The sequence below is a fragment of the Streptomyces sp. NPDC002787 genome, assembly GCF_053592095.1.
Genome location: NZ_JBSFVC010000002.1, coordinates 17085 through 42049, shown reverse-complemented (window position 1 = coordinate 42049; position 24965 = coordinate 17085). Strand labels below are relative to the sequence as shown.

Annotated in this window: 25 protein-coding genes and 1 tRNA gene; 16 read left to right on the top strand and 10 right to left on the bottom strand. The window is 72.2% G+C overall.

Annotated elements, in window-relative coordinates; translation table 11 throughout:
- The first annotated feature begins 186 nt into the window (after nucleotides 1–186).
- Together ACWD26_RS02420 and ACWD26_RS02415 are read left to right on the top strand one after the other, a co-directional pair.
- Entirely contained in the window at nucleotides 187–1587 is a 1401-nt protein-coding gene (locus tag ACWD26_RS02420; protein WP_451265366.1) for a DUF2330 domain-containing protein, read from the top strand.
- Between the two features lie 112 nt (nucleotides 1588–1699).
- Complete coding sequence (locus tag ACWD26_RS02415; RefSeq protein WP_451265364.1) at nucleotides 1700–2371, top strand: O-methyltransferase; 672 nt, start codon at nucleotides 1700–1702, stop codon at nucleotides 2369–2371.
- Nucleotides 2372–2394: 23 nt separating this feature from the next.
- Here ACWD26_RS02415 and ACWD26_RS02410 read toward each other — a convergent pair whose 3' ends face one another.
- Nucleotides 2395–2790, bottom strand: coding sequence for a hypothetical protein (locus tag ACWD26_RS02410; protein ID WP_451265362.1), 396 nt, complete (start codon nucleotides 2788–2790; stop codon nucleotides 2395–2397).
- A gap of 117 nt (nucleotides 2791–2907) precedes the next feature.
- Here ACWD26_RS02410 and ACWD26_RS02405 point away from each other — a divergent pair, with 117 nt between their 5' ends.
- Nucleotides 2908–3327, top strand: a complete 420-nt coding sequence (locus ACWD26_RS02405) for a DnaJ family domain-containing protein (RefSeq protein ID WP_451265360.1) — start codon at nucleotides 2908–2910, stop codon at nucleotides 3325–3327.
- An 89-nt stretch (nucleotides 3328–3416) separates the two neighbouring features.
- Here the strand turns inward: ACWD26_RS02405 and ACWD26_RS02400 are convergent, their stop codons facing one another.
- Together ACWD26_RS02400 and ACWD26_RS02395 are read right to left on the bottom strand one after the other, a co-directional pair.
- Nucleotides 3417–4010 (bottom strand): hypothetical protein, encoded by a 594-nt coding sequence (locus ACWD26_RS02400; RefSeq protein ID WP_451265358.1) that lies wholly within the window; start codon nucleotides 4008–4010, stop codon nucleotides 3417–3419.
- A gap of 5 nt (nucleotides 4011–4015) precedes the next feature.
- A complete protein-coding gene (locus ACWD26_RS02395) occupies nucleotides 4016–4774 on the bottom strand; it encodes a hypothetical protein (RefSeq protein WP_451265356.1) in 759 nt (252 codons plus the stop codon).
- Between the two features lie 226 nt (nucleotides 4775–5000).
- Here ACWD26_RS02395 and ACWD26_RS02390 point away from each other — a divergent pair, with 226 nt between their 5' ends.
- On the top strand, nucleotides 5001–5525 hold the full coding sequence (locus ACWD26_RS02390; protein WP_451265354.1) for a GNAT family N-acetyltransferase: 525 nt from the start codon (nucleotides 5001–5003) through the stop codon (nucleotides 5523–5525).
- Here ACWD26_RS02390 and ACWD26_RS02385 read toward each other — a convergent pair.
- Nucleotides 5509–7590 carry a DHA2 family efflux MFS transporter permease subunit gene (locus tag ACWD26_RS02385; protein ID WP_451265352.1) on the bottom strand — a complete coding sequence of 694 codons (2082 nt, stop codon included), beginning with the start codon at nucleotides 7588–7590 and terminating at the stop codon, nucleotides 5509–5511. The two genes, ACWD26_RS02390 and ACWD26_RS02385, sit on opposite strands and share 17 nt — an antisense overlap.
- A 443-nt stretch (nucleotides 7591–8033) precedes the next feature.
- On the opposite strand from ACWD26_RS02385, the gene ACWD26_RS02380 reads away from it, so the two are divergent.
- Together ACWD26_RS02380 and ACWD26_RS02375 are read left to right on the top strand one after the other, a co-directional pair.
- Nucleotides 8034–8951 carry a peptidoglycan-binding protein gene (locus tag ACWD26_RS02380; protein WP_451265350.1) on the top strand — a complete coding sequence of 306 codons (918 nt, stop codon included), beginning with the start codon at nucleotides 8034–8036 and terminating at the stop codon, nucleotides 8949–8951.
- A 51-nt stretch (nucleotides 8952–9002) separates the two neighbouring features.
- Nucleotides 9003–9323, top strand: a complete 321-nt coding sequence (locus tag ACWD26_RS02375) for an antibiotic biosynthesis monooxygenase family protein (RefSeq protein WP_451265348.1) — start codon at nucleotides 9003–9005, stop codon at nucleotides 9321–9323.
- Nucleotides 9324–9555: 232 nt separating this feature from the next.
- Here the strand turns inward: ACWD26_RS02375 and ACWD26_RS02370 are convergent, their stop codons facing one another.
- Nucleotides 9556–9933, bottom strand: a complete 378-nt coding sequence (locus tag ACWD26_RS02370; RefSeq protein ID WP_451265346.1) for a winged helix-turn-helix transcriptional regulator — start codon at nucleotides 9931–9933, stop codon at nucleotides 9556–9558.
- A gap of 141 nt (nucleotides 9934–10074) precedes the next feature.
- Between ACWD26_RS02370 and ACWD26_RS02365 the strand changes: the two genes are divergently transcribed.
- Entirely contained in the window at nucleotides 10075–11007 is a 933-nt protein-coding gene (locus ACWD26_RS02365; protein WP_451265344.1) for an NAD(P)-dependent oxidoreductase, read from the top strand.
- Nucleotides 11008–11089: 82 nt separating this feature from the next.
- Here the strand turns inward: ACWD26_RS02365 and ACWD26_RS02360 are convergent, their stop codons facing one another.
- A complete protein-coding gene (locus ACWD26_RS02360) occupies nucleotides 11090–11758 on the bottom strand; it encodes an HAD family hydrolase (RefSeq protein WP_451265342.1) in 669 nt (222 codons plus the stop codon).
- 160 nt (nucleotides 11759–11918) lie between these two features.
- Complete coding sequence (locus ACWD26_RS02355) at nucleotides 11919–12500, bottom strand: TMEM165/GDT1 family protein (RefSeq protein ID WP_451265340.1); 582 nt, start codon at nucleotides 12498–12500, stop codon at nucleotides 11919–11921.
- Between the two features lie 570 nt (nucleotides 12501–13070).
- Here ACWD26_RS02355 and ACWD26_RS02350 point away from each other — a divergent pair.
- The 5 genes from ACWD26_RS02350 to ACWD26_RS02330 all read left to right on the top strand — a co-directional run bounded on the left by ACWD26_RS02350 (nucleotide 13071) and on the right by ACWD26_RS02330 (nucleotide 19264).
- Entirely contained in the window at nucleotides 13071–13715 is a 645-nt protein-coding gene (locus tag ACWD26_RS02350) for an HNH endonuclease family protein (protein ID WP_451265338.1), read from the top strand.
- A gap of 97 nt (nucleotides 13716–13812) precedes the next feature.
- Nucleotides 13813–15483: an alkaline phosphatase D family protein gene (locus ACWD26_RS02345; protein WP_451265336.1), complete on the top strand. Its 1671-nt coding sequence runs from the start codon at nucleotides 13813–13815 to the stop codon at nucleotides 15481–15483.
- Nucleotides 15484–15647: 164 nt separating this feature from the next.
- Nucleotides 15648–17810 carry an FAD/NAD(P)-binding protein gene (locus ACWD26_RS02340; RefSeq protein WP_451265334.1) on the top strand — a complete coding sequence of 721 codons (2163 nt, stop codon included), beginning with the start codon at nucleotides 15648–15650 and terminating at the stop codon, nucleotides 17808–17810.
- 85 nt (nucleotides 17811–17895) lie between these two features.
- Complete coding sequence (locus ACWD26_RS02335; protein WP_451265332.1) at nucleotides 17896–18351, top strand: DoxX family protein; 456 nt, start codon at nucleotides 17896–17898, stop codon at nucleotides 18349–18351.
- Nucleotides 18352–18652: 301 nt separating this feature from the next.
- Nucleotides 18653–19264, top strand: coding sequence for a DedA family protein (locus ACWD26_RS02330; protein WP_451265330.1), 612 nt, complete (start codon nucleotides 18653–18655; stop codon nucleotides 19262–19264).
- 158 nt (nucleotides 19265–19422) lie between these two features.
- Here the strand turns inward: ACWD26_RS02330 and ACWD26_RS02325 are convergent, their stop codons facing one another.
- On the bottom strand, nucleotides 19423–19650 hold the full coding sequence (locus tag ACWD26_RS02325; protein ID WP_451265328.1) for a DUF2277 domain-containing protein: 228 nt from the start codon (nucleotides 19648–19650) through the stop codon (nucleotides 19423–19425).
- A gap of 185 nt (nucleotides 19651–19835) precedes the next feature.
- On the opposite strand from ACWD26_RS02325, the gene ACWD26_RS02320 reads away from it, so the two are divergent.
- Nucleotides 19836–20744 (top strand): ketopantoate reductase family protein, encoded by a 909-nt coding sequence (locus ACWD26_RS02320; protein ID WP_451265326.1) that lies wholly within the window; start codon nucleotides 19836–19838, stop codon nucleotides 20742–20744.
- 49 nt (nucleotides 20745–20793) lie between these two features.
- Here the strand turns inward: ACWD26_RS02320 and ACWD26_RS02315 are convergent, their stop codons facing one another.
- Complete coding sequence (locus tag ACWD26_RS02315; protein WP_451265324.1) at nucleotides 20794–21720, bottom strand: LysR family transcriptional regulator; 927 nt, start codon at nucleotides 21718–21720, stop codon at nucleotides 20794–20796.
- A gap of 178 nt (nucleotides 21721–21898) precedes the next feature.
- Here ACWD26_RS02315 and ACWD26_RS02310 point away from each other — a divergent pair, with 178 nt between their 5' ends.
- Nucleotides 21899–22225: a hypothetical protein gene (locus ACWD26_RS02310; RefSeq protein ID WP_451265322.1), complete on the top strand. Its 327-nt coding sequence runs from the start codon at nucleotides 21899–21901 to the stop codon at nucleotides 22223–22225.
- Between the two features lie 50 nt (nucleotides 22226–22275).
- Here ACWD26_RS02310 and ACWD26_RS02305 read toward each other — a convergent pair.
- Nucleotides 22276–22347 (bottom strand) — tRNA-Val (locus tag ACWD26_RS02305).
- A 161-nt stretch (nucleotides 22348–22508) separates the two neighbouring features.
- Between ACWD26_RS02305 and ACWD26_RS02300 the strand changes: the two genes are divergently transcribed.
- Entirely contained in the window at nucleotides 22509–23303 is a 795-nt protein-coding gene (locus tag ACWD26_RS02300; protein WP_451265320.1) for a DUF4097 family beta strand repeat-containing protein, read from the top strand.
- Nucleotides 23304–23402: 99 nt separating this feature from the next.
- A complete protein-coding gene (locus ACWD26_RS02295) occupies nucleotides 23403–24935 on the top strand; it encodes a hypothetical protein (RefSeq protein ID WP_451265318.1) in 1533 nt (510 codons plus the stop codon).
- Nucleotides 24936–24965 lie beyond the last annotated feature (30 nt).

Here is a 24965-nt window from a genome sequence, read left to right as displayed (position 1 = left end):
CGCCCATGTTTTGTCCGGATGACGATAGTGCGCGGAACGTTGCCCACGCCCTCAAGGGCGCGAGGCCCCTCAAGGGCGCGAGGCGGATCACGGATGCACATCACGGGCGGGGTTGTGACAGGCCACTGACAAACACCTGGAAGCATGGCCGTCTGCACGATGCGCACAGCAGGAGGAGCACGGGGGATGAACGGTGTCGTACGGGGGCGCGGGCGTCCGGCGGAGTGGGCGCGCCAGGCACGCGGCCGGCTGCTGGTGGTCGTCCTCGCCCTGCTGGGCTTCCAGCTGGCCTCGCTGGTGGCACCGGCGTACGCCTGCGGGTGCGGGGCGATGGTGCCGGACGGCCAGCGGAGCATGTATGTGAACCGCGAGAGGTCCGTCGTGCGCTGGGACGGCCGCGAGGAACAGATCGTGATGAGCCTGACGGTCTCCGGTGACGCCCGCACGGCCGCCTGGATCATGCCGGTGCCGAACCGGGCCACGGTGGAGCTCGGCGACGCGGCCCTCTTCGACCAGCTCGACGCGGAGACCGCGCCCGAGCGTCGGACGCGTGAGTACTTCTGGCCGCGCGGGCACGACTGGCCGTGGGACATGTTCGAGAGCGGCGACACGGCGGGGGCGGCGCCCCAGGACCCCGAGTCCTCGGTGGACGTCGTCGGCCGCGAGCGGCTCGGCCCGTTCGACGTGGCCCGGCTGACCGCCACCGACTCGGGCGCCCTCGGCGACTGGCTCGACGAGAACGGCTTCGAGCTGCCCGACCGGCTGGACGCGGCGCTGGAGCCGTACGTCCGGCAGCAGTGGGAGTACGTGGCGATCCGGCTGGCACCGGAAGACGCCGACGGCTCCGAGAACGCCGAGGGCCCTGGGAGCAGCGAGGGCACGGAGAACGGGGAGAGCACGACCACGGACACCCCGCTCTCCGGCACCCTCGACCCGCTCCACCTCACCTTCGCCAGCGACGAGCTGGTCTACCCGATGCGCCTGTCCCGCCTGGCCACCACCCCGCAGTCCCTCGGCCTGTACGTTCTCGCCGAGCACCGTATGGAGCCCAGCTCCGCGATCGGCGGGGACGAGCCGGAGGTGACGTACGCCGGACCGGTCGCCGGGGCCGTCGGCACGCTCGGCGACCTCACCGAGGGCGGTACGGACTTCCTCACCGCCGTCGAGCAGGACTTCCCGCGGCCGGAGCGGATCTCCGGCGACCACGCACTGCGGCGGGCCGCCGCAGACGACACCTACCGAGAGGTCATCTACGTGGACGAGATGTGGACCGTGTGGGGCATCCCCGGCTGGCTGCTGTCCTTCGGCATCGGCATCGCCGTGCTCGCGATCAAGGCGGTGGCCGTCGCGATCGTGCTCAAGCGCAACGCCAAGCGGCAACTGCCGCCCGTACCGCCGCCGGGCGCGGCCTTCATGCCGCCGGGCGCCTACCCTCACGGGGCGCCGGGGTCACCGATGCCGCCGGGGGCCTACCCGCAGGGCGCGCCCTCGCCGATGCCCGCCCCGATGCCCGCTCCCGCGCCGCCGACCACGCCCGCGCCCACTCCCGCGCCGCCGGCCGACCCGAAGTCCGGCCCGAACGACTGAAACACACCCGCAACCGCTGACAGAGGCCCCGCCCCGCGCCTATATTCATTAGCGCACCTATTTAGCTGATCTAAGTAACTGTCCTGATGAAAGGCGTGGGAGGCACAGCTTCATGAGCGAGTCGCGGACCTGGGACGACGTCGACGACTACTTCACCACCCATCTCGCCCCGAACGACGAGGCCCTGACGGCGGCACTGCGCGACAACGCGGCGGCCGGACTCCCCGCCATCGACGTCGCCGCCAACCAGGGCAAACTGCTCCAGCTCCTCGCCGAGATCCAGGGCGCCCGCCGCATCCTGGAGATCGGCACGCTCGGCGGCTACAGCACCATCTGGCTGGCCCGGGCGCTGCCCGCCGACGGCCGGCTGATCTCCCTGGAGTACAGCGCCCGGCACGCGGAGGTCGCGTGCCGCAACATCGCGCGCGCCGGGCTCGACTCGATCGTCGAGGTACGGGTGGGCCCCGCCCTGGAGTCGCTGCCCAAGCTGACCGACGAGAACCCCGAGCCGTTCGACCTGGTCTTCATCGACGCGGACAAGGCCAACAACCCGCACTACGTGGAGTGGGCGCTCCGGCTCACCCGGGTCGGCAGCGTCATCGTCGTCGACAACGTCGTACGCGGCGGCCGGGTCGCCGACGCCGCCAGCACCGAGCCGGACGTGCGCGGCACCCGGACCGCCATTGAACTCATCGCCGAGCACCCGAAGTTGAGCGGCACGGCGATCCAGACGGTGGGCAGCAAGGGGTACGACGGGTTCGCGCTGGCCCGGGTCGTGGACTGACCCCGCCGCCCGGGTCCGCCCCGTCAGGCCTCGTGGTAGAAGCCCACGTTGACGCTGCGCGGGCCCGTGCGGTCGTAGATGACGAGTTCGCCGGAAGCGCCGTGCGGGAGCTTCGCCGTACCGCCGTACGGCAGCGGCGAGGGCTGGTGGCCCAGCAGGGTCAGCCGCACCTCGGAGGAGGGGTCGGCGTGCGAGCCGCGCAGCCAGGTGACCTGCCAGGTCCCGTCCGGGCCGCACAGGAACTCCAGGTGCACCCGGGATACGAAGAGCCAGTCGTCCGGTGTCGCGAGACGGCACACCGCCCGATCGCGGCCCACCCGGAGCACGCCGCCCGGCTCGCTGGGCGCGTCGGCCATCTGCATACCGGCCGTCGCCCCGGCGTCCGCCTCGGAGACCGAGGCCATGGTGAGTTCGAGCACGTACCGCTCCTAAGGGTCAAACTCCGATTGTCGCTGCGCACGGCACGCTCGGCGCGCCGCCGCCGCATGATAAATCGCCGGATCGTCCTGTTGTGCGGGCTCCGGCACAATGGAGTCATGACCGAGCGAAAGCCACCGGGTGTCAGTTTCGAGTCCTTCGTCGACAAACAGATCCGTGACGCGGAGGCGCGCGGCGACTTCAAGGCCCTCCCCGGCGTGGGCCGGCCGCTCCACGGCGACGACACGACCTACGACGAACTGTGGTGGATCAAGCAGAAGATGGCCCGCGAGGGCATGTCCGTGCTGCCACCGACGCTGGCGCTGCGCAAGGAGGCGGAGGACGCCCTCGCGGCAGCCGCCGAGGCCCCTTCCGAACGCGTGGTCCGCAAGGTCATCACCGAGATCAACACCAAGATCCGCGACATGATGTTCAAGCCACCACCGGGACCGCCCCTGGGCCTGAAGCCGTACGACGTGGAAGAGGTCGTACGGGAGTGGCGCGAGCGCCGGGAGCTCCGGGAGCCCCCGCAGGGGTGAGTCGGGACAGAGCAGGCGTGGACAGGCGTGAGGCCGCGCCCCGGCGCACGATTCCGGGGCGCGGCCTCGTCCTACGCTGCCGACGCGGCCTACAGCCGCAGCAGGCGTTCCGTCAGCTCCCGGTAGTCGCGGAGGGCTAGACGGAGCTGTTCGGTGTCGGCGGAGGTGGCGCGGTCGTCGGCGCCCGTCTGCCAGGAGGCGCGGAGGGTGCGGCGCCGCTGGGTCATCGCGTCGGCGAAGCGGGCGGCCACGTCCTCCAGTACGTGGTCGGCCTCCTCGACGGCGGACCTGGGCTCGTCGACGAAGCCGCCGACCGCGTGCTGCAACCGCAGCGTCAGCTTGTCGCACTCGTCGTGCGGCAGCAGGGGCGAGCCGGCGGTGGAATTCCCTGCGGCGGAGGCCTTCGTGTGCTCCGCCGTGTGTGGCGCGCGGCCTTCGCCGAAGCCGGGCGTGCCGCCGCGGACCGTCGTGTCGTGGCCCGCGACCGCGGCCGCGTGGGTGCCGGTCGTGTTCCCGGTGCCGGTGGTGTCGGTCGCGCTCCCGGTCCCGGTGGTGCCGGTCGGGCTCCCGGTGCCGGGCGCGATACCGCCGCCCTTCGCCCCGCCGCGCCGTATGTCGGCCTCCCGCGCCTCGCGCGGACCGCGTTCGCGGATGCCCTCGCCCCTCGTCACGTCCTCGGTCATCCCCCTCAACTCCCCTTCGCGTGGCGCCTGGTGAGCGCCCATGGCAGATGAGACCGGTGACGGCCGTCGGCGGCCGTACCGTCGCGCTCGTCGCGCCGTGCGCTGCCGTCACGGTGGGCCAGGCCCTCGCGCCCGGCGGTGCCGTGCCGGTCCGCCCGGGCGTCCCGGCGGTCGGGTGTCACCAGGTCCTCGAACAGGGCGCGGGCCTCGATCATGGCCTCGCGCATCTCCTCGGTGCCGGTACCGGCGCCGGTACCGACGCCGTCAGCGGTGCCCGCGCGGCCATCGGCGGTGCCGCCGGTGGAGTGCGCCGCGAGGTGCACCCGGCGGTAGCCGTGCACATGGTGGGCGTGGTGGACGGAGAGCGCCTCCAGCTGGGTCTCGTAGCGGTCACCGGCCGGGAAGCCGCGCGCCCCGGCCACCTCGGCGAGCAACCGGTCCGCCTCGGCGACCGCCTCGCGGGGCGAGTCGACGAAGCGTTCCTGGGCGGCGGCCCAGCGGGACTCGTACCGTTCGCGCTCCGCGCTCGACAGCGGCCGCTTCTCCAGCGAACCGTGCCGCTTCACGCGCTCCGCGAGCTCCCGGGCGGCGGCCCGCTCGTCGCCGTCATGGCGCGTCACGGTCCGGTCGTACTCCGGTCCGAAACGCCGCTTCAGCGATCCGCCGCCACTCGCACCGGCGCGGGCGCGCTGGGTCAGGACGGCCGCCACGACGACCACGGCCGCCACGATCACGATCAAAGCGATGATCAAGCCTGTGGACATGAATGCCTTCCAGAGTCCTCGGCCCGGGCGTCTCGCTCCAACGGGCCGTTTCGCACCGGGTTGCCCGAACCTCTTCGTTCAAACGGCAAGTGGGTGCGGGCAGATGAGGACGGACAGATGAGGGCGGACAGATAAGGCGTGCGAGTGAGTGCGCGGCGAGTAAGTGGGCCAGGTGGGCCGTAAATCGTTTGCGGGTCCCCCGCCCCCGTTCCCGACAATGACCGCCATGACCCCTCCACCCTCGATCAGCCGTGCGACGACGACCACCTGGGCCGTCGCCCCCGAACCCCACGACTCCCCCGTGGCCGCCGCGCTCTGGCGGGCGTACTACACCGAGGTCAGCGACCGCTGGTATCTGCTGCACGAGGGGCACGTCACGGACCCGGACGAGCTGGAGCGCGAGGTCGCGGCGGACACCGGGGAGTATCTGGCGCCGCCCGGCGGGGTGTTGCTGGTGGCGCGGTACGAGGGGGAGCCGGTCGGTACGGCGGGCGTGCGGCTGATGGACGCCGCGACGGCCGAGCTGAAGCGGGTGTTCCTGCTGAAGCGGGCACGCGGCAGGGGCGGTGCCGCGCTGCTCGTGACGGCGGCCGAGGACGCGGCCCGCGCGCTCGGCGCCGAACGGATCGTCCTCGACACCCGCGGCGACCTCGTGGAGGCCCGCACGCTCTACGCCCGGCTCGGCTACGAGGAGAGCGCCCCGCACAATGACCACGAGTACGCCGAGCACTGGTTCACGAAGAGGCTGTGACCGCTCCCTCGTCGTGCGGGCGTTCCGCGTCCGAGCCGCAGAGCTCGGTGTTGAGTTCCTCGACGAGGCGGACGAGGTCGGTGGGGCGGTCGGGGCCCCACCAGTCGCCGAGGAGCTCGGCGAGGGAGTCCTCGCGGGCCTTGGCGAGCCGCTCGGCGGCCTCGCGGCCGGAGTCGGTGAGGACGAGGTCGATGCCCTCGCGACGGGCGAGGCGGCGCTCCTCGACCTGCCGGGTCGCGGCCATGATCACGTCGAGCGGAACGGTGCTGCGTTCCGCGAGCACGGCGGGTTCGGCCCAGCCGTACCGCCGGATACGGAGCAGCAGCCAGCTCGCGGCGGGCAGCAGGTCGTAGCCGGCCCGCGCGGTGATCTTCCGGTAGACCTCGCGGCGGCCCTCCCGCGACCCGAGCACCGACAGCGCCCGGCACACCTCGTCGTACGACGACCGCTCGACGGGGTTGCTGGCGAGCGTCTCGGTGGCGTCGGGTGCCGTCACGGACCCCCGCAGCCGGTCCTCGCGCAGGAACCAGGCGAGGACGAAGCCGAGGAGGGCGACGGGGGCCGCGTAGACGAAGACGTCGGTGATGGCGGAGGAGTAGGCGTCGAGCACTGAGGGGCGCAGCGCCGCCGGGAGTTCGGCGATCTCGCGCGGGTCGGCCCGCAGCCCGTCGACGCTGACGCCGGACGGGAGCGTGGTCCCCTCTAGTGCGTCGGTGAGCTTGTCGCCGAGGTGCCCGGCGAAGACCGTACCGAAGACGGCCACGCCGAACGAGGCGCCGATGGACCGGAAGAAGGTGGCGCCGGACGTGGCGACGCCCAGGTCCTCGTACGAGACGGCGTTCTGCACGATGAGGACGAGGACCTGCATGACGAGCCCGAGACCGAGACCGAAGACGAGGAGGTAGGCGCTGATCTCACCGTCGCTGCTGTTCGCGTCGAGTTGGTGCAGGAGGAGCAGGCCGAGGGTGGTGACGGCCGTGCCGGCGACGGGGAACACCTTCCAGCGGCCCGTGCGGCTGACGATCTGCCCGGAGACCGTCGAGGCCAGCAGCAGCCCGAACACCATCGGCAGCATGTGGACACCCGACATGGTGGGCGACACACCGTGCACCACCTGGAGGAACGTCGGCAGGTAGGTCATCGCGCCGAACATCGCGAAGCCGACGACGAAGCTGATCACGGCGGAGAGCGTGAAGGTCCGGACGCGGAACAGCTTGAGCGGGAGGACGGGTTCGGCGGCGCGCCGCTCGACGGCCACGAAGACGACGGCGAGCACTACGGCCAGTACGCACAGGCCGGTGATCCGCGGCGAGTTCCAGTCCCAGGTGGTGCCGCCGAGGGAGGCGACCAGGACCAGACAGGTGGCGACGGAGGCGATGAGGAAGGTGCCGAGGTAGTCGATGACGTGCCGCTCGGCCCGGCGGGGGATGCGCAGCGCGGTCGCGATGACGACCAACGCCACGGCTCCGACCGGCAGGTTGACGTAGAAGACCCAACGCCAGCTCAGATGCTCGGTGAACAGCCCGCCCAGCAGCGGCCCGAGCACGCTCGTCGCGCCGAAGACCGCGCCGAACAGCCCCTGGTAACGCCCGCGTTCACGTGGCGGTACGAGATCCCCGACGATCGCCATCGACAGCACCATGAGCCCGCCGCCGCCGAGGCCCTGCAGCGCCCGGAAACCGATCAACTGGGGCATGTCCTGCGCCATACCGCACAGCGCCGACCCGATGAGAAAAATCACGATCGCCGTCTGGAAGAGCCTCTTCCGGCCGTACTGGTCGCCCAGCTTCCCCCACAGCGGGGTCGCCGCCGTCGCGGCCAGCATGTACGCCGTGACCACCCACGACAGGTGTTCCAGGCCGCCGAGCTCGCTCACGATCGTCGGCAGCGCCGTCGACACGATCGTCTGGTCGAGCGCCGCCAGCAGCATCCCCAGCAGCAGGGCCCCGAGGGAGACCATCACGCCACCGGGCACCCCCTCGGCGACGGGCACGCCGTGGCCGTGCGGAGCGCGCGGGGGCGTAGCCCCGGTGGCGTCGCGCTCGTGGCTGGTGTCGTCGGTCATGCAGACCTCCCGAGGGCCCGGGCGAGGGTCTCGTACAGCGCCCTCAAGTGTCCTCTTTCTCCGTCTCCCCTACATCGTGATCGGTGTGACCGGTTATGGCCTGTCGAGCCGTTCCGGAACCCGTGATTCCCGGGGCGCCTGGGAGATTCTGTGGCGACGGTTTGCTTAAACTCTGGAGTCTTCGCGGGGAGGAACGACACGTGAGTGAACCGAACAGCCACATATGCCCGGAATGCTTCACACCCCGGGCCTCGGACGGTACGCCGTCCTGCGCGTGCGGCCGCCGCGCGTCCGAGGCCCTTCTCGAAGCCCGTACGGCCGAGGCGGCGGCCGCGGAGGACTTCGACCCCCTCCGGATCCGGCCTTATGTGGAACTGGGCGAAGAGAACGACGGGCACATCGGGAGCGCGGGAAGAGCGCGAAGCGCCGGGACCGATGAAGCCTTGACGATTCAGCAGGGCCGGCTGGAGCCGGGACCGAGCCCGGCCGAACCGCGTCTGTCGGGGCCCGACCACACCCCGACGACCGCCATGCCGGTGACCACGGCGGCGTACGCGACCCGGCCGTACGCGGGGGACGCACGTGCGGAGAGCACTCCGTCGGTCCAGGCCCTGTACGCGCCTCGGCAGTCGCCCCAGGGCCCCTCGGCGTCCCCGTCGCAGCGGCCCGGCGCCTCCCTCTCCCCCGCCCCTTCTTCGGCGCGGCACCCCGGACGTCGGCGTCGCCGTCGTGCGGGGATCATCGTCGCCCTCGCGGGGACCGCCGCCGCCGGGGTGATGGCCGCCGCCGGGATCGCGAGCGGGCTGTTCTCGTACGACGCGCCCGAACGGGACCGCGCGCTGCCGGACGACGTCCGGGCGAGCGCGCCGGACACGTCGCCCGACGGGGAGGCGTCGCCGGTTGAGCCGTCCGGGGCAGGCGGGGGCGGTGCGCCCGCGCCGGCACCGTCGGGCGGCGCTCCCTCGCAGGACCCGCCGAAGAGCCCGTCGTCCAGCCCTTCACCCTCACAGTCGTCCGGCTCACCGTCGGCGTCCCCCTCGGCCACCCCTACGCAGGGCACGCCCAGCGCCAGCGCCTCCGGCGGCCCCGCCGTCGGCGCGGAGGGCGCGGACGACAGCCGGCTGGTGGTGCCCAAGACGCTCCGCCTCGGCGACGACGACCCCGAGGTCACCGAACTGCAGCTCCGGCTGCGCCAGTTGGGCATCTACAACGGTGACATCGACGAGAGCTACGACAGCCAGGTCGAACAGGCCGTCGTCCTCTACCAGAACAGCCGGGGCATCACGAAGGACAAGGAGGAGCCGGGCGTCTACGGCCCGGTGACCCGGGAGCGCCTGGAGTCCGAGACGAAGGAACCGTGACCGGCGAGGGTCGGCCGGTTCCCCTCGGCCCGCGTGATGCAGGATGAAACCATGAGCATCGTCAAGATCAATGTCCTCACGGTTCCCGCCGAGCAGCGCGAGGTGCTGGAGAAGCGGTTCGCTTCCCGCGCCGGGGTGGTCGAGAGCTCCGACGGCTTCGAGTGGTTCGAGCTGCTGCGTCCCGTCGACGGCACCGACAACTACCTCGTCTACACCCGCTGGCGCGACGAGGCCGCCTTCCAGGCCTGGATGGAGGGCCCCATGAAGCAGGCCCACCAGGGCGGCGGCGACCGCCCCAAGCCGGCCGCCTCCGACTCGACCGTCTGGACCTTCGAGGTCCTCCAGCAGACGGGCCCGAAGACCGAGGCCTGACAGACCGGGCACCCGCTGCGCCTCAAGCAGCTCCTCGCCCCCGTCGCGGCAGCGTCACCGCCGGGCGGGGGCGTATTCGTGCCCGCGAGCAGTCGTACCCACCTTTTTGTGGGTACTTGGCCGGCGGGTTCCCGTCGGGCGATCCTTGTGTGGCGGAAGGCGGCCGAAGGGTCGTCAGGCACCGGACGGGGACGGAGGGCGAAGGCGATGATGTGACGGTTCAGGAGTCCGCTCAGGCGGACCGGGCCGCGCCCTCACCGTCGGCCTCGGCCTCGCGTCCCGTGAGCGTTTCCAGGCGCCGGTACCCCCAGTCCGACAAGGGGCCCAGCGCCTCGGAGAGTTCGCGGCCGAACGGGGTCAAGGAGTACACGGTCTTCAGCGGCAGTACGTCGTGCACCTCCCGGTGCACGAGCCCGTCGGTCTCCATCTCGCGGAGCGCCTGGGTCAGCACCTTCTCGCTGAGGCCCGGCAGCAGCCGACGCAGCTCACCCGGACGGTGCGGACCGGACTCCATCAGCCAGAGCAGCGACGTCTTCCACTTTCCCTCGATCACGGTGATCGCCGCGGTCACCCCACAGACAGTCGGGTCCTGAGCACGCCTGCGCCTCATTGTCGTTCCCCCTCGCCCCTTCGCCGCGCATCGACGAACTATCGATGTCCGAAGCCGAACAGCTGAACAGCTGAATCACTCATCAGCCGTCACCCATCACCTATCACCAATCACCATATTCTCCACAGGAGTTACTGAGCCATGCCCGCACACACCGAGCAGCCCGCCATCCACACCGGCGCCACCACTCCCACTTCCGCGCCCACCGTCACCGTGCTCGGCCTGGGCCCGATGGGCCGGGCTCTCGCCGGCGCGTTCCTGGACGCGGGGCTGCGCACCACCGTCTGGAACCGGACGCCGGGCCGGGAGGCGGAGTTGGTCGCGCGGGGCGCGATCGGAGCCGGGTCGGCCGAGGCGGCGGTGGCCGCGAGCGCGCTGACCGTCGTCTGTGTGGTGAACTACGACGCCTCGGACGCGGTGTTGCGCACGCCGGAGGTCACCGACGCGCTGAAGGGCCGCACGGTGGTCAACCTGACCGCCGACACACCTCACCGGGCCCGGGACACCGCCGCGTGGGCCGCCGAACACGGCATCGCCTACCTCGACGGGGCGATCATGGTGCCGACGCCGGCCATCGGTACCCCGGAGGGCGTGTTCCTCTACAGCGGCCCCGAGGACCTCCACCGCACCCACCGGCCCGTGCTGGAAGCGCTGGGCGGCACCCACACCCACCTCGGCGAGGACATCGGCCGGGCGGCGGCGTACGACATCGCGCTGCTCGACCTCTTCTGGACCTCGATCACCGGGTACACCCACGCCCTGGCGCTGGCCCGGGCGGAGGGTGTCACCGCGCGGGAGCTGACCCCGTTCGCCCAGGGCATCGCGGCGATTCTCCCGCCGCTCTTCGAGGAGGGCGCGGAAGAGGTCGACAGCGGCCGGCACTCCGGCGAGGGCAACCCGCTCACCTCGGCCGTGTCGACCATGGCCCACGTCATCGAGGTCTCCGAGTCGCACGGCATCGACGCCGGCGTCATGCGCGCGGCCGAGGGCTTCGCCCGCCGCGCCATCGCGCGGGGCCACGGCGGCGACGGCTTCACCAGGCTGACGGACGTCCTCGACCGCCACCAGGTGTGAAGCGTTCGGCCGCTGCCACCCCCGGGGGTCATTCGACCTCCGCCGCCCCGGGGGAATCATTCGACCTCTGCCACCCGGGGAATCAACCGCTCACGTGCACCCGGATGGTCCCGTCCCCGGCCGCCTCGACCCGCACCGACGTCAGATCGGGCACCACCACGTCGGGGCCGTGGGACCGGGCGCGCTCGCCGACCCCCACGACCCGCATCCCCGCGGCCCGCCCGGCCTCGATGCCCGCCCCGGAGTCCTCGAAGACGAGGCAGTCCTCGGGGGCGATGCCCAGCTCGGCGGCCCCCTTCAGGAAGCCCTCGGGGTCCGGCTTGCTCGCGCCGACCGACTCGGCGGTGACCCGTACCTCGGGCAGCGCCAGGCCGGCGGCGGCCATCCGGGCCGTGGAGAGGGGAACGTCCGCCGAGGTCACGAGGGCATGCGGCACACCGCCGGCGACGAGGGAGGCGAGGAACTCGGGCGCGCCGGGTATCGGGACGACGCCGTCCACGTCGGCGGTCTCCTCGGCCAGCATGCGGGCGTTGTCCGCGAGGTTCTGCTCCATGGGCCGGTCGGGCAGGAGGACGGCCATCGTGGCGTAGCCCTGGCGGCCGTGGACCACCTTCATGATCTCGGTGCCGTCCAGCCCGTGCCGCTCGGCCCAGCGTCGCCAGACGCGTTCGACGGCGGCGTCCGAGTTGACAAGGGTGCCGTCCATGTCCAGCAGGAGGGCGCGGGCGGTCAGAACGGTCGTGGCCGTCATCAGCAGCTCCAAGGCGCGGGAAGGGGGCCGCGGACGGTCGGACCCGGTGAGGCGGCCCCGGAGGAACAAGGCGGCCCCGCCCGCCGGTCAGGGAGTGCGGGCGGGAGCCACTTTGTTCCTCTACGGTACAAAACAAACGGGGCCCCCGCCACCCCCTCACTCATCCCGTCACGGCTTCCCACAGACTCCACACACCGAGCCCCACCATCAGCACGGCGGCGATCCGGGTGATCAGCGTCAGCGGCACCCGCTTCATCAGCGCCCTGCCGCCGACGATGCCGAGCCCGGCGACGGTCCACAGGGCGAGGACCGCGCCGAGGCCCACGGACAGCGGATCGTCGTACCGGGCGGCGAGGTTGGCCGTCATGATCTGCGTGAGATCCCCGAACTCGGCGACCAGGATGAGCATGAAGCCGGCCCCCGAGACCTTCCAGAAGCTCTGGTTCTCGGGCTTGCGGATCTCCTCCTCGTCCTCGCCCTTCTTCATGAGCAGCACGGCCGCGCCGCCCAGGAAGAGCACGCCCGTCAGCGCGTGCACGATCTGCTGCGGCAGCAGCGTGAGGACGCTCCCCGCCGCCACGGCGAGCGCGACATGGACGGCGAAGGCGGCCGCGACCCCGGCGAAGACGTACGAGGCGCGGTAGCGGGTGCCGAGGACGAGACCGGCGAGGGCGGTCTTGTCGGGGAGTTCGGCGAGAAAGACGACGCCGAAGACGAGCGCCGTGACACTGAAGCTGATCAAGGTTCCTCAATCGGTCGGGCCGCCCCACCGAGAGAAATCATCCGCTGACGCGACACCTCGGCACGGCAGCACACGGTCCGCCCGTGCCGGACGGCACGGATGGTGCACTGCTTGCCGAAGGTCTCGCTGGCGGGCCCCGATCCTCGGGACCTGCCTCCGGGCGCCGGCTCAGACGAGCTGAGCAGTATGTCGACGGTCCGGCGAAGAGCTACTCCCCTTCTGCGCGGTCGATGATACGCCGGGCGCCGGCGGGGTGCGGCCAGGGGTGTCGGCGGCTGCGGGTGAGTGGGGGCTGATCGCGCAGCTCCCCGCGCCCATGAAGGCCTGGGCGCACCCCGTGCTTTCAAGGGGCGCGGGGAACTGCGCGAGCAACCCCGACGGACCCGCACCCGCCAAACGGCCCGAACCCCCGAACCCCCGGGCGCCCCGGCCCCCACATAACCCGTCGCAACCCTTGTCGTGTCATGTTCGCGTCATTAACTTCTCACCAGACGCACATCCGCCGGTAACACCGCGACGCGACCCTTCAATCGCTCGCCCCCAACACCCCCGGCCCCACAAGGAGTTCACATGCGCAAGGTCTACGCGCGTCGACGAGTCAGCATACTCGCGGCGCTCAGCGGATTGATAGCCTCCGTCGCGCTCTTCAACGCTCCGACCGCCTCCGCCGCGCTCCCGACCCCCGTCAGCGCCGCCACCGCCCGCTCCTACCTCGCCACCCTCACCGTGGCGACCGAGGACCGCACCGGATACAACCGGGACCTGTTCAACCACTGGATCACCATCAGCGGCACCTGCAACACCCGCGAGACGGTCCTCAAGCGCGACGGCTCGAACGTCGTCACCAGCTCCGCCTGCGCCGCCACCAGCGGCACCTGGTACTCCCCGTACGACGGCGCCACCTGGACGGCCGCCTCCGACCTGGACATCGACCACCTGGTGCCGCTGGCCGAGGCCTGGGACTCCGGCGCCGACAGCTGGACCAGCACCCAGCGCCAGAACTTCGCCAACGACCTCACGCGCCCGCAGCTCATCGCCGTCACGGACAACGTGAACCAGTCGAAGAGCGACCAGGACCCGGCCGAGTGGATGCCCTCGGTCACGTCCTACCGCTGCACCTACGTCCGCGCCTGGGTCCAGGTGAAGTACTACTACGACCTCTCCGTCGACTCCGCCGAGAAGAGCGCCCTCACCAGCTACCTGGCGAACTGCTGACCCCGAGCCGAACGCGCCCGAACAAAGTGGTCCGGAACCTCCCCGTTTCCCTCCGTCGTTCCGTACCGTACGGGGCGACGGAGGAGAGTGATCGCTCATGTCGGGGCTGCGCCTGGGACCACTGCTGAGATATGTGGACGGCTCGTCCGCGACCGTCTGGGTCGAGGCGAGCCGTCCGTGCGTTGCCGAGGTGCGCTGCGCCGGCGGCGGGCGCGGCGAGGCCCGCACCTTCCAGATCGCCGGCCACCACTACGCACTCGTCCCGGTGACGGGCCTCACGCCGGGCACGGCCTCGGCGTACGAGGTCCTGCTGGACGGCGCACCCGTATGGCCCCGGCCCGACTCCCCTTTCCCGCCCTCACAGATCCGCACCCCCGCCGAGGGCGACACCGTCAAGGTCGCCTTCGGCTCCTGCCGCTGGGCCGCGCCGCCGCCCGGTGAGCCCGACCCAGTGGGCGCCGACGCCCTGGACGCCCTGGCGGCCCGCCTGGCCGTCGAACCGGGGGCCGAGCGCCCCGACGTGCTGCTCCTCCTGGGCGACCAGGTCTACGCGGACGAGACCTCCAAGGCCACCCGCCACTGGCTCGCCGCCCGCCGGGACCTGGCCGACCCGCCCGGGGACCAGGTCGCGGACTACGAGGAGTACACCCACCTCTACTACGAGTCCTGGCTCGACCCCCACATCCGCTGGCTGCTCTCCACCGTCCCCAGCTGCATGATCTTCGACGACCACGACGTCATCGACGACTGGAACACCAGCGAGGCCTGGCTCGCCGACATGCGGGCCACGCCCTGGTGGCGCGAGCGCATCCTGAGCGGCCTGATGTCGTACTGGGTCCACCAGCACCTCGGCAACCTCTCCCCCGCCGAACTGGCCGCCGACCCGATCTACGCCGCCGTACGCGCCACCCCGGACGGTACGGACGCGCTGCGCGCACACGCCGCCCGGGCCGACCAGGAGCCGTCCTCGGTGCGCTGGAGCTACCGGCGGGACTTCGGGCGCGTACGCCTCCTGATGGTCGACACCCGGGCCGCGCGCGTCCTCGACGAGCGGAACCGGTCGATGCTGGACCCCGGCGAGGCGGAGTGGCTGCGCACCCAGGCGCTGGACGCGCGCGGCTCGTACGACCATCTGCTCATCGGCGCCTCCCTGCCCTGGCTCCTGCCCCATCTCGTGCACGACGCCGAGGCCTGGAGCGCCGCCCTCTGCCGGGGCGAGCGCGGGGACCGCTGGGCACGGTTCGGGGAGAAGCTGCGCCGGGGCGCCGACCTGGAGCACTGGGCCGCCTTCCCCGAATCCTTCGAGGCCCTGACCCGCCTGGTCGCCGAGGTGGGCTCGGGCGCCGACGCCCCGGCATCCGTGCTCGTGCTCTCCGGGGACGTGCACCACGCGTACGTCGCCGAACCGTCGTGGCCGGAGGACGACGCGAACCACCCGGGCGGCTCGCCGCGCCGCCCGGACGCCCGCGTCCTCCAACTCACCTGCTCCCCCGTCCACAACTCCATCCCGCTGTCGATAAAGCTCGGTTTCCGCTTCGGCTGGAGCGGGACGGGGCGGGCGCTCGGCCGGTGGTTCGGGCGGCACGGGCGGGGCGCCTGGCCCTCGATCGACTGGCGCAGGACGGGCGGCCCCTGGTTCGGCAACCACCTCATGACACTGACGCTGCACGGCCGTTCGGCACGGCTGCGGCTCGACCGCGCGCGGGCGCGACGGGGCGGCAAGGCACGCCTGGAAACGGCTACTGAGTCGGCACTCACCCCTCAATAGACCCATTACGCACGGTTGTTGCCCCTGTTGTCCGAGATGCTCGTGAGGCATCCCACACCTGGCGTGCCCGAGGGGGCACAGGGCTCTGTTCCCGTGGAGTACGACGGCATGATGAGGCGGACCGTCCGCTTCCCGGCGGGCGGTCCGCCGCACCGCGCCCGACGATGCGCCCCACACGCACGGGAGTTACCCCTTTGTCTGATTTCCCAGGGATCAATGGCATCGGCATCGCTCTCGTCGGCGCGGGACCGCGTGGCACCAGCGTCCTGGAACGCCTCTGCGCCTCCGCCCCCGAACTGCTCCGCCCCGGCACCCGCCTGACCGTCCACGTCGTCGACCCCGCACCACCCGGCCCTGGCCAGGTCTGGCGCACGGACCAGTCCCCCCACCTGCTGATGAACACCGTGGCCTCCCAGGTCACCCTCTTCACCGACGAGAGCGTCGACTGCTCGGGGCCGATACACCCGGGCCCGAGCCTGTACGAGTGGGCGACCGACGAGGCGGGACAGCAGGACGCGGTTGAGGAGCGGGACGCGGCGGAGGAGCCGGACTCGGCGAAGGAGCCGGACTCGGCGAAGGAGCCGGACTCGGCGAAGGAGCCGGACTCGGCGGAGGCGTGGGAGCGGCTGGGGCCCGACGACTATCCGACGCGGGCCCGGTACGGCCGTTATCTGGAGTGGGTCTTCGCCGAGGTGGTGCGGGGCGCGCCGCCGGAGATCCGGGTCGAGGTCCACGGCACCCGCGCGGTCCGCCTCGACGACGAACCCGACGGCGGCCAGCGGCTCACCCTGGCCACCGGCCGTGTCCTCAGCGGCCTCGCCGCCGTGGTCCTCACCCAGGGCCACCTGCCCACCGTCCCGGACCGGGCGGAACGGGACCTCACCGCGTACGCCGCCCGGCACGGCCTGCGCCACCTCCCGCCCGCCAACCCGGCCGACCTCGACCTCTCCCCCGTCGCCCCGGGCGAACCGGTCCTCCTGCGCGGTCTCGGCCTCAACTTCTTCGACCACATGGCCCTGCTGACGACCGGCCGGGGCGGCGTCTTCGTATACGACGACGACCGGGACGTTCACGACCGCGACGGCCTCTCCGGGGGTGGGCGGCGGCTGCGGTACGTCCCGTCCGGGCGCGAACCCCGCCTGTACGCGGGCTCCCGACGCGGCGTCCCGTACCAGGCGCGCGGCGACAACGCCAAGGGCCCCTACGGCCGCCACACCCCGCTCGTCCTGACCCCCGAGGTGATCGCGGGCGTCCGTAAACGCGCGGACTCCGGGGAGGCGCCCGACTTCCTGGCGGAGATATGGCCGTTGGTGGCGAAGGAGGTCGAGACGGTCTACTACGAGGGGGTGTTGGGGGCGCTGTGGCGGGACCGCTTCGACGGCACCCCCTTCGATGGCGCCACCCACTCCGACGACGGCACCCATGCCCCCTCTCACCACTCCTTCCGCGACCGTTTCCTCGCCGTGCCGCACCGCTCGCCCCAAGAGGCCGCCGTGCTCGACGAGTTCGGGGTCGCGGGGGCCGACCGCTGGTCGTGGGAGCGGGTGTCGCGGCCGTATGGGGGACGGGAGTTCACGGGGCCGGAGGAGTGGCGGGACTGGCTGCTGGGGTATCTGCGGGAGGACGCCGCGCAGGCCGCGCTCGGGAACGTCGAGGGGCCGGTGAAGGCGGCGTTGGACGTACTGAGGGACCTGCGGAACGAGCTGCGCCTGATCGTGGACCACGGCGGGCTGGCGGGCGCGTCGCGCCGGGAGCATCTGGACCGCTGGTACACACCGCTGAACGCGTTCCTGTCCATCGGTCCGCCCCGCAGCCGCATCGAGGAGATGTCCGCGCTGATCGAGGCGGGTGTCCTGACCGTGCTCGGCCCGCGCCTTGAGGTGCGGCCGGAGGACGGCGCCTGGCTGGCCCGCTCGCCGGACGTGCCGGGGTCGGCGGTCAGGGTGACGACGGTCGTCGAGGCCCGCCTCCCGGAGCCGGACCTGCGCAGGACCGCCGACGAACTCCTCGCCGGTCTGCTGCGGACGGGAGGGTGCCGCCCGCACCGGGTGGACGGGTACGAGACGGGCGGGCTGGACGTGACACCGCGCCCATATCACCTGATAGACCGTCATGGCGTCGCGCACACACGGCGGTTCGCCTTCGGGGTGCCCACGGAGGGCGTGCACTGGGTGACGGCGGCGGGCGCCAGACCGGGGGTGGATTCGGTCACACTTTCGGACGCGGACGCCGTGGCGCGAGCGGTCCTACGTGCGACGACCTACGGAAAGGCCGCCCGAGCACAGGCGAACAGCTGGCCAAATGTTGAACTTGCAACCATCGATTAGGTCTGCCTAACGTGGTGACTCATCGGTAACAACCGTCCCCACCGGCCCCACGAGGACCGGGTCACCACCGAAGGAGTCCCCCACGATGACCGGACGCCTCAACAGCGCCCAGCCATACGCCCTCGGACTGTTCCGCATCGTCATCGGCCTGCTCTTCACCTGCCACGGCGCCAAGAGCCTCTTCGGCGTCCTGGGCGGCGCGGACGGACAGGGCGCCACCGTCTCCGCCGGCACCTGGCCCGGCTGGTACGCCGCCGTCATCGAACTCGTCGGCGGCGCCCTGGTCCTCCTCGGCCTCGGCACCCGGTTGGCGGCGTTCATCGCCTCGGGCGCCATGGCCTACGCGTACTTCAAGGTCCACCAGCCGCAGGCCCTGTGGCCGGTCGAGAACGGCGGCGAGGGCGCGGCCCTCTACTGCTGGGCCATGTTCCTCCTGATCTTCACCGGCTCCGGCGCGTTCGGCCTCGACCAGCTCTTCGCCAAGCGCCAGACCGCGTCCGCGGACAACACGGCCAGGAACAAGGCGACCGTGACGGCCTGACCGGCCGGACACGGAACCCGACCACGGAACCCGGCACGCCGAACACCGACGCACGCGCGCACGAACGGGCCGCCGGGGGCGCAACTCGCCCCCGGCGGCCCTCCCGTTTCCCCTCGCCCCTACGCCTCCGCACCCCCTCGCCACCTCGCCCCGTCGAACGCCTCACCGAGCCGCCCGAATGAACAATGAACGCGGTGTGACAGACACATGAGCCCCTGTGAGCCGTCTGTCATACCCGGGGCGTACGCTGTTCGGCTGTCACGGGTCGCCGTGCCGCCGGGGGAAAACAGGAGAGTGTTCGGTGCTTGAGAGTCTGGGTTGGCTGGCCGCCGGCCCATGGATCTACGCCGTCGTGGGCGTGTCCATCGTGCTGGACGTGTTCCTCCCGGTCCTGCCGAGCGGTGTCCTGGTCGTCGCGGTGGCCACGGCGGCCGCGGCCGAGACGGCGGCGGGCGCGATGCCCCGCGAGGTCCCCGACATCCTGGTGCTGATGCTCTCCGCGGCGACCGCGTCCGTGCTCGGTGATCTGGTGGCGTACCGGCTGGCCTGGCGGGGCAGCGCTCGCCTCGACCGCGCCATCGCCCGCTCCCGGCGACTGCGGACCGCGCAGGAACGTCTCGGCGCGGCGCTCGCCGGGGGCGGCGGCCTCCTCGTCGTCGTCGCCCGCTTCGCTCCCGCCGGCCGCTCCGTCGTCTCCCTCGGCGCGGGCGCGGCCCGCCACCGCGCCCGCGACTTCCTCCCCTGGTCCGCCGTCGCCGGCCTCGCCTGGGCCGCCTACAGCGTCGCCCTCGGCTACTTCGGCGCGCAATGGCTCGGCCCGACCTGGCTCGCGACGGCGGTCTCCCTGGCAGCGCTCTTCGGCGCGGGCGCGGCGGCGGCGTACTTCATGCGCCGCCCCAGCCCGGCGAGCTGACCTGGCGGTCGGCCTGCGCCTGAGGGCTCGGGGGTGCGGGTTCGTCGGCGGGCGCGGGTGGGGTGGGGGCTGGTCTTTGTCTTTTAGGGGCGCGGGGAACTGCGCGACAAGCCCCCACCCACCCGCACCCGAACAACCCACCCCTCGGGGCCGAAGGGCTACCCGGCCCGCCGCGGAGCGCCCCGTACCTCCAACCCCTCCAACAACTCCGCCGTAGCCGCCGCGATCGCATCCACCGCGTGGTCGAAGACCTCACGGTTGTGCGCGGCGGGCGCACGGAATCCGGACACCTTACGGACGTACTGAAGGGCAGCCGCCCGGATGTCGTCCTCGGTGGCCTCTTCGGGAAGAACGGGCGGTCGGAGAGTCTTGATGCTGCGGCACATGAACCCAGTCTCGCGCGTACACCGACCCAACCCCAGACCCACGACGCGACTCCCCCACCACCCCAAGCATCCCCTTGGGTATAAGCAAGCCTCTCCGAGGATTGACTCTCCCCTCCACCCTTGTGATCATCACGAAGCCGGTCGACGCGACCCGACCCGACCCGACCGGTGGAAACGAGGGGACCATGACGAACGAACGACTCACGGTGGCGGTGCTGGGCCCCGGCGGCGTAGGCGGCCTGCTCGCCGCGCTGCTGGCCCGCGCCGGGAACCGGGTGATCTGCCTGGCCGGGGAGGAGACGGCACAGACGCTGGAGAAGGACGGGATCCAGGTCGCAAGCGCCCACTTCGGGGAGTTCACCGCCCGCGTGGAGACCGCGACCGAACTGCGCGAACCGGTCGACGCGGTCCTGATCGCGGTGAAGCACACCACCCTGGAGGCGGCCCTGGACCGGCTCCCGGCGGCCGCCCTGGGCCCCGACACCCTGGTCGTGCCCTTCCTGAACGGCGTCGAGCACCCGGCGATCCTCCGCGCCCGCTACGGCGGCACCGTCCCCATCGCCCCGGCCACCATCCGCGTCGAGTCGACCCGCGTGGCCCCGGGCGTCATCGAACACGGCAGTCCCTTCGCCGAGGTCGACCTGACCGGCGACACGGTCCCGCGCGAACACCTCAACTCCCTCGCCGGGGCACTGGAATGGTCCGGCGTGAGCACCCGGGTCCTGGCGGACGAGACGGCGGTGCTGTGGGCGAAGATGTCGTTCCTGGCACCGTTCGCCCTGCTGACGACCCGTCACGGACTGCCGCTCGGTGAGATCCGTACACGCCACCGTGCGGAACTGACCGCTCTGGTCGAGGAGACGGCGGCGGTCAGCGCGGCCTGCGGCGCCCCCGTCGACCCGGCCGAGTCCCTGCGCCGCTACGACGCCTTCCCGCCCACCACGAAGTCCTCCATGCAACGCGACGCCGAGGCCGGCCGCCCCCTCGAACTGGACGCGATCGGCGGCGCGTTGCTCCGCGCGGCGGAACGCCACGGCATCCCGGTCCCCATGGCGACCAAGGTGGTGGAGGAACTACGGGCAGCCGGCCACTGACCAGCCCCCGCCTCCCTCCCCCAGGTGAACTCACCCCTGAAGCCGCCCCTCACCCCTCGACCGCCCGCACTCCACCCCCCACCCGCACCGCGTGCCGGGCCACCGTGTCGGCGAAGGCGCGGGCCGGCGGGGACAGCGCCTCCCAGCGGCGTACGGCCCAGCCGACGGTCAGCGGGGGCAGGTCGGGGACCGGGACGAAACGCAGCCCGGGGTGGCCGGGGCCGGTCCAGCCGGGGAGCGCGGGGACGACGGCGTGACCGACGCCGAGTTCGGCGAGGAGGATCGCGGTGTCCCAGTCCGCGACACCGGCGCCGGAGGGGCTGACAGTGACACCCAACTCACGGTAGGCGGCGTCGAGATGGGCGTAGGACGTGGAGTTCTCCGGCAGCCCGATGAGCCGCATCCCGTCCAGTTCCGCGCCCTCGACCCGCTCCCGCCCGGCGAGTTCGTCGTCGGCGCGCACGGCGAGCACCCAGGGCAGCTCCGCCACGGCCCGCTGTTCGATGCCACGGACGGCGGGCCCGAGCGTCACCCACGACAGATCGAGGTCCCGGGAGGGATCGGCCAGCGCGTCGAAGCACCCGGCGCTCGACCGTACGGTCTGGAACTCCAGGCCCACGTCCGGGTACGAGCGCCGGAAGTCGACGATGCCCTGCGCCATGAAGTGCCGCACGGTCGTGCCGCCGGTGGCGATCCGTACGACACCGGCGTCGCCGCGCACCATCTCGGCCAGCCGGCGCAGCGCGAGGTCGAGCCCGGTGATCCCCTCCGCCGCCGCCTCCTGGAGCACGCGGCCGGCCCGGGTGGGCACGACCCCACGGGCCTGCCGCTCCACGAGCCCGACACCGACCTCCCGCTCCAGCCGCCGTACGTGCTGACTCACCGCCGACTGGGTGCACCCCAGCTCACGGGCCACCGCACTGAGGCTCCCGGCCCGGCACACGGCGACGAAGACACGGAGATCGTCAAGGGTCATGGGAGCGACGATAGCGAAGACACCCAAGCTCACCCTTGGGTGACCTCCCCCGCCTCCAGGCCCCTTTTCTACCGCCCACCGCCCCACTTCCTCCTCCATCCACCCCTTCGAATGAAGCGGGGTCCGAAGTGACAGAAGGAACTCGCATCCCAAAATCGAACAGGCGTAGCATTGCCGCGTGGCTAAGACCTATGACTTCCCCAGTGACCTCCTCGCCGGTCAGGAGGAGCTGCATCAGGTCCGGGCCGAGCTCCTGGCGCTGCTGAAGCGGCTGCCCTGGTCGGTCGCGCCCCTGGACGGTTTCAGTGACGACAACGGCTGGCGGAAGGTGGAGCGTCCCGCCTCCCCGGGCTGGACGCCCGACGAGCAGGCCGAGGTGGAGAAGCTCCGCGAGCGGGAGCGGGAGCTCGCGGTGTTCGTGAGCTGCCACCGCTTCTGGGCGGAGGTCGCCACCGAGGAGAAGGCCGAGGCGCGGTCCCGGCTGAAGCACGCCCAGGATTCCTGAAACGCCGAAGACCCCGGCCGTGACCGGCCGGGGTCTTCCTCTTCCATCGGTGGGCGCGGACGGTTTCGAACCGCCGACATCCTGCTTGTAAGGCAGGCGCTCTACCCCTGAGCTACGCACCCGAGTACGAGTCGACAGCCTACATCGCCCGCGGGCATGCCCCGCAAACCGATAACCGGGGGTTATCCCCACCTTCGATCCGGGAGCGTCCCGCATCCCCCCGAACACGCCCGCTCCGTACGGTCGAAGGACAACGGAAGACCGGCCCCAGGGGGAGATCGTCATGGCACGTACGGCTCGCACGGCACGTACCGCTCGCAGGTCGCACACAGGAGCCGTGGCCGTCGCCGGTCTCGCCGTCGCGCTCATGGCCTCCGTCGCCGCGTGCGGGGCCGACGCGGCGGAGGACCGGGACCCGGAGCACCGGAGCTTCGCCCTGGACGGCCGTACGCTCACGGTCGACTCGGACAACTCCGCGCTCGAACTGGTCGCGGCTGACGTGGACGAGGTCGAGGTGACCCGGTGGTTCGAGGGGCGGGTCATGATCGGCGGCGATCCGCGGGTGACCTGGGAGATGAAGGACGACCGGCTGAAGCTGCGGCTGAAGTGCTCCGGGGTGATGGTCGACTGCTCCGCCAAGCACCGAATCGAGGTGCCGCGCGGCGTCGCCGTCGCCGTGCGGAGCGACGACGGGAGTGTGACCGCGAAGGGGTTCACGGAGCCGCTGGAGGTCCGGTCGGCCGACGGTGCCGTGCGGGTCGGTGACTCCAGCGGGCCCCTGGAACTGCACACCGACGACGCTTCGGTGCGGGCGCTCGGTGTCGAGTCGCGGAGCGTCAAGGTGAGCACGAAGGACGGATCGATCAAGCTCGAACTCGGCGTCGTACCGGACCTGGTGGAGTCCCGCAGCGACGACGGCTCCATCAGCATCGGGCTGCCCCGTGACACGTCGTACCGGGTCGAGACGGGCAGCGACAGCGGTTCCGTGGATGTCTCGGTGCCCCGTGACGAGGGCAGCTCCCATGTGGTGACGGCCCGCAGCGAGGACGGCTCGGTGAGGGTGGGGACCGTGGGCTGAGAGCCGGCCGGGAAGCTCGAACCGATCGACCCGTGTTTTCGTCCCTGACCGGTGGGAGAATGGCACCGGTCAGGGCGGATGACAGCACGGGAGAGGGATGTGACGGCGACACCTGCAGAGCCGTACACGCCGATTGTGCCGAGCGCACAGCAACCCCACAGCCGTGCACCACGCCCACCAGCCGCCACGACACCACGACCGACGGCCGCCGCGACACCACGACCGGCGACCGACCCCGCCCAAGGGCCGCCGGACAGTCCCGGAGCCCGGCCGCCCGGCGATCACCCGCCCCGCCGGGCCCTCCGGCGCTCGGCCGGCCGCGACGCCGTCGCCCTCCTCGCCCTCCCCCTCCTCGCCGCCCTCGTGCTGCCCGCCACCTTCGCCGGGGGCGGTACGCGGCGGTGGTTCGGCGGGCGGGCGGAGAGTCAGCGGGCCGAGGCGCAGGCGGCGAAGGACGCGGCCGCGGCCGCGTTCTACGAGCTGGACACCGCCCAGCGGGATCTGCGGATCTCGATAGAGACGATCACGGCGGTGGACGACTCCCCGGCCGCCCGCCAGGCGGCCTCCGGCTTCGAGGCGCTGGGCCAGCGCATCGACGAGGTCAGCCACCAGTACATCAACGCCGTCGACGCCCATGACCTGGACCGGGACGATCTGGAGGCGTCCGTGGCGTCCCGCGCCCGGACCGAGCTGACCGCCGCCAAGGACGAGCTGGGGCGGGTCAAGCAGGAGCTGGACCGTTTCGCGCAGGGGCTCGGGCCGCTGCTCGGCACGGCCGAGACCCAGCTCGCCCGCCTCGTCCCGGCGGTGGAGCGCGCCCGGCAGGGCCTGCTCGCCGCCTCCAACGCCCTGGACGCCGTACGGGATTCGGGGCTGCGGGCCGACGATCTGGCCGCCCGGCTCGCCGCCCTCGCGCCCGAGCTGACCAAGCTCAACCAGGGGGCGGGGCAGCACGGCGTACGGGAGACGCTGGAGCGGGCCGACCGGGTCGTGCGGGAGGCGGAGGCGGTACGGGCGGAGGCCGAGCGGCTGCCGGAGAAGGCCGCCGAGATCGACCACCGGCTGGTGTCGCTGCGGACCCGCGCGGAGGCGCTGGGCACCCGGGCGGAGCAGGTGCCGCAGGTGCTGAGCGAGCTGCGGCGGCGGTTCGTGGCGGCCTGCTGGCAGGACCTGCAGCAGGTGCCGGACCAGGCCGCGCGGGACGTCGAGCAGGCCCAGCTGAAGCTGCGCGAGGCACGGGCCGCGCGGGACGCCCAGCGCTGGCCGGACGCGACCTCGCTGCTGTCGACCGTACGGGCGCTGCTGAACCACACCGACGAGGCGGTCTCGGCGGCGGGCGACCGGCTGCGGCGGCTGAACGCCGTGCAGAAGGACGCCCAGCAGGAGATCGACCGGACCCGGTTCGCGATCCGGGACGCCCAGCGCCTGGCCATGGCCGGCCGTTCCACCCCGGACCCGCGCCACGCCCGCCCGCTGGACGACTCCGTGGCCCGTCTGGACCGCGCGATCGCCACGCTGGAGGGCCGCCACCCCGACTACTGGCACTTCCTGACCGAGACGGAGGCCGTACGGCAGAACGTGGCCCGGGTGGTGGACCAGATCCGCAAGGAGCGCGGCGCGGGCGCCGGCTGAGGCGCCCGCCCTGGGCCGCCCGCGGGCCAC

What these genes read in the sequence shown, in the direction of transcription:
- ACWD26_RS02420 (WP_451265366.1), top strand. Translation starts at nt 187, where the DNA reads ATGAACGGTGTCGTACGGGGGCGCGGGCGTCCGGCGGAGTGGGCGCGC.
- ACWD26_RS02415 (WP_451265364.1), top strand. Translation starts at nt 1,700, where the DNA reads ATGAGCGAGTCGCGGACCTGGGACGACGTCGACGACTACTTCACCACC.
- ACWD26_RS02405 (WP_451265360.1), top strand. Translation starts at nt 2,908, where the DNA reads ATGACCGAGCGAAAGCCACCGGGTGTCAGTTTCGAGTCCTTCGTCGAC.
- ACWD26_RS02400 (WP_451265358.1), bottom strand. Translation starts at nt 4,010, where the DNA reads ATGACCGAGGACGTGACGAGGGGCGAGGGCATCCGCGAACGCGGTCCG.
- ACWD26_RS02395 (WP_451265356.1), bottom strand. Translation starts at nt 4,774, where the DNA reads ATGTCCACAGGCTTGATCATCGCTTTGATCGTGATCGTGGCGGCCGTG.
- ACWD26_RS02390 (WP_451265354.1), top strand. Translation starts at nt 5,001, where the DNA reads ATGACCCCTCCACCCTCGATCAGCCGTGCGACGACGACCACCTGGGCC.
- ACWD26_RS02385 (WP_451265352.1), bottom strand. Translation starts at nt 7,590, where the DNA reads ATGACCGACGACACCAGCCACGAGCGCGACGCCACCGGGGCTACGCCC.
- ACWD26_RS02375 (WP_451265348.1), top strand. Translation starts at nt 9,003, where the DNA reads ATGAGCATCGTCAAGATCAATGTCCTCACGGTTCCCGCCGAGCAGCGC.
- ACWD26_RS02370 (WP_451265346.1), bottom strand. Translation starts at nt 9,933, where the DNA reads ATGAGGCGCAGGCGTGCTCAGGACCCGACTGTCTGTGGGGTGACCGCG.
- ACWD26_RS02365 (WP_451265344.1), top strand. Translation starts at nt 10,075, where the DNA reads ATGCCCGCACACACCGAGCAGCCCGCCATCCACACCGGCGCCACCACT.
- ACWD26_RS02360 (WP_451265342.1), bottom strand. Translation starts at nt 11,758, where the DNA reads ATGACGGCCACGACCGTTCTGACCGCCCGCGCCCTCCTGCTGGACATG.
- ACWD26_RS02350 (WP_451265338.1), top strand. Translation starts at nt 13,071, where the DNA reads ATGCGCAAGGTCTACGCGCGTCGACGAGTCAGCATACTCGCGGCGCTC.
- ACWD26_RS02345 (WP_451265336.1), top strand. Translation starts at nt 13,813, where the DNA reads ATGTCGGGGCTGCGCCTGGGACCACTGCTGAGATATGTGGACGGCTCG.
- ACWD26_RS02340 (WP_451265334.1), top strand. Translation starts at nt 15,648, where the DNA reads ATGCGCCCCACACGCACGGGAGTTACCCCTTTGTCTGATTTCCCAGGG.
- ACWD26_RS02335 (WP_451265332.1), top strand. Translation starts at nt 17,896, where the DNA reads ATGACCGGACGCCTCAACAGCGCCCAGCCATACGCCCTCGGACTGTTC.
- ACWD26_RS02325 (WP_451265328.1), bottom strand. Translation starts at nt 19,650, where the DNA reads ATGTGCCGCAGCATCAAGACTCTCCGACCGCCCGTTCTTCCCGAAGAG.
- ACWD26_RS02320 (WP_451265326.1), top strand. Translation starts at nt 19,836, where the DNA reads ATGACGAACGAACGACTCACGGTGGCGGTGCTGGGCCCCGGCGGCGTA.
- ACWD26_RS02315 (WP_451265324.1), bottom strand. Translation starts at nt 21,720, where the DNA reads ATGACCCTTGACGATCTCCGTGTCTTCGTCGCCGTGTGCCGGGCCGGG.
- ACWD26_RS02300 (WP_451265320.1), top strand. Translation starts at nt 22,509, where the DNA reads ATGGCACGTACGGCTCGCACGGCACGTACCGCTCGCAGGTCGCACACA.